The 8,254-nt window shown below is 62.1% G+C and carries 8 protein-coding genes and 1 pseudogene; 3 read left to right on the top strand and 6 right to left on the bottom strand.

Annotation, left to right across the window (positions count from 1 at the left end; translation table 11 throughout):
* The coding region (locus RMO81_RS06680; RefSeq protein WP_310475015.1) for a fatty acid desaturase at positions 1-516 on the bottom strand (516 nt) is incomplete at its 3' end.
* Between the two features lie 76 nt (positions 517-592).
* Between RMO81_RS06680 and RMO81_RS06675 the strand changes: the two genes are divergently transcribed.
* Entirely contained in the window at positions 593-1,138 is a 546-nt protein-coding gene (locus RMO81_RS06675) for a sterol desaturase family protein (protein ID WP_310475014.1), read from the top strand.
* 128 nt (positions 1,139-1,266) lie between these two features.
* Here the strand turns inward: RMO81_RS06675 and RMO81_RS06670 are convergent, their stop codons facing one another.
* The 4 genes from RMO81_RS06670 to crtY all read right to left on the bottom strand — a co-directional run bounded on the left by RMO81_RS06670 (position 1,267) and on the right by crtY (position 5,476).
* Positions 1,267-1,644 carry an ASCH domain-containing protein gene (locus RMO81_RS06670; RefSeq protein ID WP_310475013.1) on the bottom strand — a complete coding sequence of 126 codons (378 nt, stop codon included), beginning with the start codon at positions 1,642-1,644 and terminating at the stop codon, positions 1,267-1,269.
* A 170-nt stretch (positions 1,645-1,814) separates the two neighbouring features.
* On the bottom strand, positions 1,815-2,747 hold the full coding sequence (locus RMO81_RS06665; RefSeq protein ID WP_310475012.1) for a phytoene/squalene synthase family protein: 933 nt from the start codon (positions 2,745-2,747) through the stop codon (positions 1,815-1,817).
* Positions 2,748-2,819: 72 nt separating this feature from the next.
* The gene (locus tag RMO81_RS06660) at positions 2,820-4,313 is read right to left on the bottom strand and encodes a phytoene desaturase (RefSeq protein WP_310475011.1); all 1,494 of its coding nucleotides are present in this window, start codon (positions 4,311-4,313) and stop codon (positions 2,820-2,822) included.
* Positions 4,310-5,476 carry a lycopene beta-cyclase CrtY gene (gene crtY, locus RMO81_RS06655; protein WP_310475010.1) on the bottom strand — a complete coding sequence of 389 codons (1,167 nt, stop codon included), beginning with the start codon at positions 5,474-5,476 and terminating at the stop codon, positions 4,310-4,312. The genes RMO81_RS06660 and crtY overlap by 4 nt, the downstream gene beginning before the upstream one ends.
* A 113-nt stretch (positions 5,477-5,589) precedes the next feature.
* Between crtY and RMO81_RS06650 the strand changes: the two genes are divergently transcribed.
* Positions 5,590-6,975 carry a cytochrome P450 gene (locus RMO81_RS06650; protein WP_310475009.1) on the top strand — a complete coding sequence of 462 codons (1,386 nt, stop codon included), beginning with the start codon at positions 5,590-5,592 and terminating at the stop codon, positions 6,973-6,975.
* A 32-nt stretch (positions 6,976-7,007) separates the two neighbouring features.
* Positions 7,008-8,018, top strand: a complete 1,011-nt coding sequence (locus tag RMO81_RS06645) for an alpha/beta hydrolase (RefSeq protein WP_310475008.1) — start codon at positions 7,008-7,010, stop codon at positions 8,016-8,018.
* Position 8,019: 1 nt separating this feature from the next.
* Here RMO81_RS06645 and RMO81_RS06640 read toward each other — a convergent pair.
* Positions 8,020-8,254: pseudogene (locus tag RMO81_RS06640) on the bottom strand (MarR family transcriptional regulator); the annotation flags it as partial.

Raw genomic sequence — 8,254 nt, 5'->3', positions numbered from 1 at the left:
CAGCGCCGGCACCGCCCAGAAGAATGCAAAATTGATCAGGCTGGCCCCAAGCACCATATAGAGGCAGGCGACCACGGTGATCCGCACCAGCTGCATGTGCGTGTAATAATTGCCGAAAAAATGCAGGAACCAGCGGCCGGGCGAATTTGGCGCATTAGCATTGAAATCGGGATCGGCATGGGTGCCAACATGACGATGATGGGCGAAATGCGCCGGGGCCATCTTGTCGTAATCAAGGCCGGCATACAACATCAGCGCCGCGCGCCCGGCGGTGCGATTGCGCCCGCGTTTGCCCGGCGCGAACGCCCCGTGCATGCAATCATGGGCAATGATGAACAGGCCGGTCGACAGCCAAGCCTGCACCAGCACCACCACAACAAGCGCCGCCGGGTGCCAGTTGGCAAGCGGCGGGCCAAAGATGCAGCCCAGGTGCACGGTCAGCCACGCCAGCACGATCAGCAGGCCCAGGCTTTGGCTGATTGTTCCGTCGTGCGTTGTCGCGGCGGGCTTGTGCATGGCACCGTCAGTGCGGCAATATGCAGACGATGAAAAGTCCCTGCGTCATCGTAAGCGGCTGGGGACACGGGAGTTGATGATGCAGTTCTGGCCGGGTATCGCCTATTTTCTGGGAGCATTGGCGTTCATGGAAGGCGTTGCGTACGTGGCGCACCGCTGGGTGATGCACGGTTTCCTTTGGAGCCTGCACAAATCCCACCACGAGCCGCGCCAAGGCCGGTTTGAAAAAAATGACTGGTTTGCCGTGATGGGCGCCGTTCCAGCAATCGCGCTGATCCTTTGGGGATCATTGAACGGTTTCAACGCGGCATGGTGGATCGGCATGGGCATCACCGGCTATGGTGCCATTTACGCAGGCTTTCACGATATCATCGTGCATCGCCGCCTGGCGCACAGCTGGAATCCGCAGGGCCGATATTTGAAACGCATCGTCCAGGCGCATCGCCTGCACCATGTGGTGGAAACCAGGGATGGCACGGTAAGCTTTGGCTTCATCTGGGCGCCGCCGATCCGCAAGCTGAAGGCACAACTGGAAGCCGATGGCCGTGGCCGGATACGGGCCAGTGCGAAGATGAAGGCCGAGATGGGGATGATCGACAATCCCGAGCATTGGGCGCGATAAACGTCCCCACCCCCGGCCCCTCCGCTGAAGGGGAGGGGAGAAGGTCGATATCGGTACAAATGGCTCCCCTCTCCTTCAGGGGAGGGGTTGGGGGTGGGGAATGCGCCAATTCGCCCGCCTTCGACGCCTTAAAAGCGCGCCACCACCCGGAAGCGCTCGCACCACAGCATCATGTCAGGGGCGAACACAGCTTGGCGGGTGAAATAGCGTTGATGGGCGTCCCGCCAATAGCCCAGCGATAGATCGCCCTCGCCTTCTGCTGCCGCGAATTCGGCTTTGACATCGCAGAACCGCACGGCGTCGCAGCCAATTGTCTCGATCAACGCCGCTGGATTGCCCGCACCATCAAGGATGATGGACCGCTCGCCGATGTCTGTTGGCCCCATTTGCGCCGCCGCGCAGCAGGTCGCGGTCTTGCGGCCATCCAGAACCAGCGCCAGCAGTGCGTCGGCCAGTTCCGGGCTGTCTCCGAACGACCAGCGCGGCAGGTTGGCGTGATCGACCATGGCGAATCTTCCCCCCTAAAACCCACGTCATGCTGGCGGAGGCCAGCATCTACTGCGCGGCTTGGCCCCTGCCCCACCGTGGATGCTGGCCTGCGCCAGCATGCCAAGTGCGTTTACGCCGGCCAAATCATTCGGGCCCCCTCACTCAGGCCCCCTCATTCGGGCCCCCCTCACTCAGGCATCATCCACAGCCCCTCGCGGCTTGGCCCCGGCATTGGCCAGCGTTGCCCACGCACCAGGGCATCGCCCATCGCCAGCGCCACGGCGCGAGCCTTTTCGGCCTTGGTGGTGGAAACCCGGTTTTCGAGGCCGGCCTCTTCAAGCCCACGCACCTTGCGGCCGATGCCGCCATAGATGCGCGCCGCCGCCAGCACCGCCCACGCCGCGCGGTTGCCCAGCGCCGACGTGCCATAGCGCGCCGATTCCTCATATTCCTCGGCCTTGAACACCAGCCGGGCGACAAGCCGGGAAAGTTGCCGGCGGTTGCGATCCAGCACAAAACTGTCTGGTTCCAGCCGCACGCTGGCCAACCAATCTTCGGGGATATAGCGGCGACCGTTCATCGCGTCTTCGACCACATCGCGGGCGATATTGTTCAATTGAAAACTCATGCCCAGATCGCAGGCGCGTTCCAGCACGGCGCGCTGGTCGGGCTTCACGCCCATGATGATCGCCATCATCACGCCCACGCAGCCGGCGACATGATAGCAATAGGTGAGTGTATCATCGAAGGTCAGGAACGGCCGTTCCTCCATGTCGATGCGGAAACCCTGGATCAGATCGCGCGGGTAACGCGCCGGCATGCCGGTCTGCTGCACCACCATGGCCAGCGCTTCGTACGGCGTGCCCGGCGTGGGGTTGCCGGCCAGCGCGCGTTCGGTTTCCCAATGCACTTCGGCCAGGCGTTCGGCCGGCGGGCGGTGATCATCGTTGCGGCCTTCGCCCAAGATCTGCCCGTCAATCACATCGTCGGTGTGGCGGCACCAGGCATACAGCAGCATGGCGCGATCGCGCGTGGGCGCGTCGAACAGGCGGCTGGCCAGCGCGAAGCTTTTCGATCCGCGCGCGATGGCGGTGCGGGCATTATCAAGGACGACAGACACGAAGCGCTTCCTGCCCGGATGGGCGCACCCATGCAAGTGGGGTGAGTAGCTGAACCACTCACCCCGGCAGGATCACGCTGCCTTCTTGCCCAGCAGGTCTTCCACCATCAGCTTGCCGGTGGCCTTGGCGCTGCCCACCACGCCGGGGATGCCGGCGCCGGGATGCGTGCCGGCACCAACGAAATACAGGTTCGACAGCACGTCATCGCGGTTGTGGGTGCGGAAATAGGCGCTCTGCCAAAGCACCGGTTCCAGGCTGAAGGCGCTGCCGTGATGGGCGAACAATTCGGTTTCGAAATCCTTGGGCGTCCACACCCGCATGGTGACCAGATCACGCTTCAGATTGGGCAGAACGCGCCGCTCCAGCGCCTCCAGGATCGAGTCCGCATATCGCGGCGCTTCCTTTTCCCAATCGATATCCAGCTTGCCCAGATGCGGCACCGGCGACAGCACATAATAGGCGCCGTGGCCTTCTGGCGCCAAGGCCGGATCGGTCATCGTGGGATGATGCAGGTACAGCGAGAAATCTTCCGGCAGTTCACCGCCCTTGTAGATTTCGCCGAGCAGTTCCTTGTAGCGATGGCCGAACAGGATGGTGTGGTGCGCCACATCGGTGCGCACACCCTTCAGGCCGAAATACAGCACAAACAGCGACGGCGAGAAGCTGCGGCGCTTCATCTTGGTGGCCATTTCGGCACCGCGCGGGTGGCCGCCCAGCAATTCCTGGTAGGTGTTGACCACGTCGCCGTTGGAGCACACCGCGTCAAAGCGGCCAGACCAGCCATCGGCACAGCGCACACCGGTCACCCGGCCGCTGTCGGCCATGATGGCTTCCACTTTGCTGCCCATGCGCACGCTGCCGCCCAGATCTTCGAACAGCTTGATCATGCCGCGCACCAGCGAACCGGTACCGCCGCGCGGGAACCACACGCCCCATTTCTTTTCCAGCGCGTGGATCAGGGCATACACGCTGGAGGTGCGGAACGGATTGCCGCCCACCAGCAGCGTGTGAAAACTGAACGCCTGGCGCAAACGCTCGTCTTCGATATGGCGGGACACCATCGAATAGACCGAACGGAACGCTTCGTACCGCATCAACTGCGGCGCCGCCTTGAGCATCGATTTGAAATCGAGAAAGGCTTCGTGGCCAAGTTTTTCATAGCCTTCACGGAACACATTGTCGGAAAACTTCAGAAATTCCTTATAACCGGCGACGTCCTTGACGTTCAGTTCGCCAATCTGGCGCAGCAGTTCCTTTTCGTCGTTGGAATAATCGAACACCGTGCCGTCTTCCCACATCAGGCGATAAAACGGCGTCACCGGCATCAGTTCGACATAATCAGCCAATTTGCGGCCCGACAGTTCGAACAATTCTTCCAGGCAGGTCGGATCGGTGATCACCGTCGGCCCGGCATCAAAGATAAAACCATCATCTTCAAACACATAGGCACGGCCACCCGGCTTGTCGCGGGCTTCGATCAGCGTGGTCTGGATGCCGGCGCTTTGCAGGCGGATGGCCAGCGCCAATCCACCAAAGCCCGTACCAATCACTGCAGCAGTCGTCATTTGATCCCCAATTCATATTTGACCAGCGTGCCCAGCGCCCTGAGCGGCGGGATGGGCGGCCGGCCGGAAAATACCCGTGGCCAATCATTCCAGCGATTGTCGGCCGCATAGAGCCGGCCCACCAGATCGTCTGGATGTTCATAAAAACGTTCCATTATCGTGCGCCGTTCCTCGTCCTGTGCAGCAAGGAACAACATGCGATTGAGGATGCGATACATGCCGCGGCTGTTCCACACACGTATCGCATGGTCGCGGGCCGCGCGGTGGATAGTCGCAGCATCGAATGTGGGCAACGCGGCGATCATGTCGGCCATGCGCACGGCATCGGGGAAGCTGTAACCGGTCACCGGGTTGAACAGGCCGGCACCAAGGCCGACGCGCGCCACACCGGGCACGCCTTCATCCAGAAACGCTGCGATATCGCCGCCGATGGCCAGCGGCAGGATGCCGGCCTCTTCGCGGATCACGCCGGTGATCTGCCAGCCCTGGGCCACGGCATAATCGGCGATGTGGCGGCGCAGCAGATCGGGCGCCAGATCGCGGCCATCGGAAAAATATGTGTCCTCGATCAGCAGATGGCGTGGGCCAAACGGCAGCGTGTAGATGAAGCGATAACCATCCTGCTGCGGTACGGTCGCATCCATGATGATCGGGCCGGCCAGGCCGTGCGGTTCGGCCAGTTCAACCTCTTGGCCAAGGAATTTCTGCCACCGCAGGTCGAGCGCAGTCGATTTGCTCTGGCCGCGGCCATCGATCACAGCGTTGCAGGTCAACACGCGCTGATCGGCAAGGGTGACGCTGGTGGGGGTGATCGCCACCACCGGTACGCCGGTGATGATCCGCTCCGGCGGCAGCGCCTTGGCAACGGCTGCGGCCAGCTTGTCACTGTTGCTGCTGCCATAACCCACGTTCAACGTGCGCGAATGCCTTGGAAAGCGCACCGAATAGCAATCCCAGCGGTGCGCAAACAGCGGCTGGGTCCAGCGCCGCTGTTCATCGTTGATGTCGAGGCCAAAGCTGGACCAAGTGTGATCCCCGCCAATATTTGGCCCGGCTTCGACGATGGCCACCCGCAATTCCGGGCGCAGCTGCGCCAGGCGCAGGGCTATCAGGCCATTGGCCAGGCCGCCGCCCGCCAGAACAAGATCGAAATCCGGTTTCACGCTTGTGCTGTTAGCCCTGTGTCGCCTTCGGGGGAAGTGGCGCTTTGCCACTATGATTGCGCCTGACCATGAAAATGCGTATCAAAACTCCGCACCAAGTGAGAGGTCTGCCCATGAATGCCCCCGTCGCCAGACAAGAATTCATCCCGGCCGACCTGCCAACACCAAGCTATGCCGAGCTTGAGCACATCCCCGGCATGACGCCCGCGCGCTTCCCGATCCTGCGCACCCTGAAATTTCTCGCCAACCCGCTGGGCCGCAGCCGCGAATTGTTCGAGCAGCATGGCCGTATCGTGCGCCGCCAGGATTTCGGCGGCTGGGGTGTCTCCATGATCGGCCCTGAAGCCAATGAAATGATCCTGTTCAACAAGGACAAGATTTTTTCGAGCGAGCTGGGCTGGAATCCGGTGCTGGAACTGCTGTTCCCGCGCGGGCTGATGCTGATGGATTTCGAAGAACATCGCATCCATAGGAAGACGCTGTCGGTCGCCTTCAAGACCGAGCCGATGCAGCATTATTTCACCCAGCTTGAAGACGGCATCACCCGCGGGCTGGCGAAATGGCCAACCGGCAAATCGCTGAATTTCTACCCGTCGATCAAGGCGCTCACCCTCGATCTGGCCGCCACCAGCTTTCTGGGCGTGCCGTGGGGCGGCGAAGCGGAAAAGATCAACAAGGCCTTTTGCGACATGGTCGCCGCCTCGGTGGGTGTCATCCGCAAGCCGCTGCCGTTCACCGCCATGAAGCGCGGCGTTGATGGCCGCGCCTTCATGAGCGGCTATTTCGCCGGCGAAATCCCCAAGCGGCGCGGGGTGGAAGGCAAGGACATCTTCACCCAGGTCTGCAACGCCCGTGACGAGAATGACCAGTTGCTGGGCGAGCAGGACATCATCGATCACATGAACTTCCTGATGATGGCCGCGCACGATACCACCACTTCGTCGATCAGCTCGATCGTGTGGTGCCTGGCCAAATATCCGGAATGGCAGGATAAACTGCGCGCAGAGATCGCCGGCATCCGCGAGCGTCACGGCAAGCTGACTTATGCCACGCTGGGCGAGATGGAAATCACCGACATGGTGTTCAAGGAAGCGCTGCGGCTGATCCCGCCGGTGCCTTCGATGCCGCGCCGCGCCGTGAAAAGCTTTACCTTCCAGAATCATGTCGTGCCGGCCGGGGCCAGCATCGGCGTCAACCAGATGATCAGCCACCGCCTGGAAGAATATTGGCCCAACCCGGAACATTTCGACCCCAACCGCTTCACGCCGGAAAACAGCCGCGGCCGCCACAAATATGCGTGGGTGCCGTTTGGCGGCGGCGCGCACATGTGCCTGGGCCAGCATTTTGCCTATATGCAGGTGAAAATGTTCTTCTTCGCGCTGTTGGAAAAGCACCGCATCGTGGCGGAAAAGCCGCTGGGCAGCGTGGAAAGCGATTTCCGCATGTTCCCGATCCCCAAGCCCAAGGACGGCCTGCCCGTTCGTATCGAGGCGATCTGATGAGTGGCGGCAAGAGGCGTAACTGGCTGCCCATGATTCTTCGGGGCTTGGGTTATGGGCTGGCGGTGTTCGCCGGGCTGATTGCCGTGTTGTGGGCGGTGTTTGCCACGCCCGATATTCCGGTCGCCACGCTGAAGGCGAAATATGCCAATGCGGCCAGCCAGTTCGTCGAACTGTCGCCGGGCAGCACCATCCATGTTCGCGACGAAGGCCCGCGCGATGGTTTTCCGGTGGTGCTGTTGCACGGATCAAATTCATCGCTGCACACTTGGGAACCCTGGGTGCAGCGGCTTAACGCGAAGGGGTACCGGGTGATCACGCTCGATCTGCCGGCGCACGGCCTGACCGGCGCGACCCGCGAAGCACTTTATACCAACGCAGCCTATGTCGGCATTGTTGAAAAACTGGTCGATCGGCTGGGCTTGCAGCGCTTTGCGATCGGCGGCAATTCGATGGGCGGCGGCGTATCGTGGCGCTATGCCGCGCTGCATCCTGACCGGATTGCCGGGCTGATCCTGGTCGATTCCGTCGGCAAACCGCCGCCCAAGGACGCGAAGCCGCCAATCGGATTCCGCATGGCCCGCACCCCTGTGGTGCGCGATGTGCTGACCAGCGTGACGCCGCGGGCGTTGATCGAACGCAGCTTCAAACAGTCCATCGCCAATCAGGCCATCGCGACGCCGACCGTGATCGACCGTTATTGGGAATTGCTGCTGTATCCCGGTAACCGCCGCGCCACGTTGCAGCGGTTCAGCCAGTATCAGGGGCAGGAAAAGGCCGCCGCCATGCTGCCGACGCTGACCATGCCGACACTGATCATCTGGGGCCGCGAAGATCATTTCATCCCGCTGTCGGTCGGCGTCTGGCTCAATCAGACGATCCCCGGATCGCGCATCGCAATCCTTGATGGCATCGGCCATATCCCGATGGAGGAAGCCCCCGACCGCAGCCTGACGCCGGTGCTGGAACTGCTCGGCAAAGTTCAAGCTCCCCCGGCCAGCGCAGCGCGAACACCCCCGGCGAACGCAGCGCCAACACGATAGGCTAGCGCAGCGCAAACACCGTCGCAAAGCGCCTGAGCCAGCCGATCATCGCTTCATGCGCCTGATCGGAAAGGGTGATGAAGGCGCGGCGGGCATCGCCTGGATCGGTGCGGCGCACAAAGATGCCGGCTTCCGACAGGCTTCGCACCCAGCGCAGCGCCGTGGTGGTGGGAACAGCGGCCGCCACGCACAGGCTGGAGACGGCGACATCCACCCCCTCCATGCGCGCGGCAACC

Source organism: Sandarakinorhabdus sp. (assembly GCF_031422795.1).
Taxonomy (GTDB): domain Bacteria; phylum Pseudomonadota; class Alphaproteobacteria; order Sphingomonadales; family Sphingomonadaceae; genus Sandarakinorhabdus.
The sequence above is the reverse complement of the archived record's forward strand: the minus strand, read 5'-3'. Positions and strand labels throughout refer to the sequence as shown.

Excerpts from the sequence above, each read along its gene's own strand:
- RMO81_RS06660 (WP_310475011.1), bottom strand. The coding sequence starts at position 4,313 with ATGACGACTGCTGCAGTGATTGGTACGGGCTTTGGTGGATTGGCGCTG.
- RMO81_RS06650 (WP_310475009.1), top strand. The coding sequence starts at position 5,590 with ATGAATGCCCCCGTCGCCAGACAAGAATTCATCCCGGCCGACCTGCCA.
- RMO81_RS06675 (WP_310475014.1), top strand. The coding sequence starts at position 593 with ATGATGCAGTTCTGGCCGGGTATCGCCTATTTTCTGGGAGCATTGGCG.
- RMO81_RS06645 (WP_310475008.1), top strand. The coding sequence starts at position 7,008 with ATGATTCTTCGGGGCTTGGGTTATGGGCTGGCGGTGTTCGCCGGGCTG.
- RMO81_RS06670 (WP_310475013.1), bottom strand. The coding sequence starts at position 1,644 with ATGGTCGATCACGCCAACCTGCCGCGCTGGTCGTTCGGAGACAGCCCG.